General features: G+C 42.7%; 1 protein-coding gene. It reads right to left on the bottom strand.

Annotated features, from left to right (window positions below; translation table 11 throughout):
• A partial coding sequence (locus tag IM300_RS22525) for a DEAD/DEAH box helicase (RefSeq protein ID WP_193038358.1) occupies positions 1–750 on the bottom strand: 750 nt, incomplete at its 3' end.
• Between the last annotated feature and the right edge of the window lie 54 nt (positions 751–804).

Below are 804 nucleotides of genomic sequence, written 5' to 3' on the forward strand. Positions count from 1 at the left end.
TTCCTCTACTTCGTAATTCGCCAGATGTTCAGAAGCCCAAACAAACAAACTTCGAGAAGAGCCAGCACCTAAGAGCGTAAACTGTTCAGCCCATTCTACAGATCTGATAATTGGTGAAGCAGTGAAGGCGAACAGGTGTTTATTCTCTTCGTAAAGAAGTCCTGCACCCTGCATAATCGCCCAGAGTAGGCGCTTTAAATCCTGACCACTCGACTGTTTTTCATGCCAGTAGGCGTAGAAATTTTCACGCTCATCCTCACGCAGGAATAACAATCCGTCCCGCTCTTCCAGCATATCCAAGAATGGGAAATTTTGTTCCGTCCGATTTGTATGCTGCACTTTGATGTAAGCGCCAAACATTGCATCAGGGATTTCATCAACAAAAATTCTGAAATTACGGAGAAGGTTTTGAAGTTCTGTTTCAAGCGCTGCGCGATAGCAATAATGAATGAAACATTGATGTGTGCAGATAATCACCGAATGCTGGAAATCGTATTCCAGGGTGGAAATTAGGAGATTTACCGCTTCTGTTTCGGTGTCTACGTGATAACTCTTCACCCTTCGGCGTTGTTCAAGTTCTTCCTTCACTTGCTTACATAAATCATGTGTTGGCATCACGAGAAGATAACGAGGGGGAATTGCTTCGGAATTTGTTAATAAACTTGATTTGATGTAGTGCTGTAATGTGGTGGATTTTCCAGATCCGCAAATTGCATCAACGAATTTTACTACTTTTCTTCTTTGGTTCATTGGTTTCCTCTTTGTTAAGGACTGTTGTTATTAATTCGCTCACCAGTGCGGCGG

The sequence above is a fragment of the Enterobacter cloacae complex sp. I2 genome (genome assembly GCF_014896205.1).
Taxonomy (GTDB): domain Bacteria; phylum Pseudomonadota; class Gammaproteobacteria; order Enterobacterales; family Enterobacteriaceae; genus Enterobacter; species Enterobacter quasihormaechei.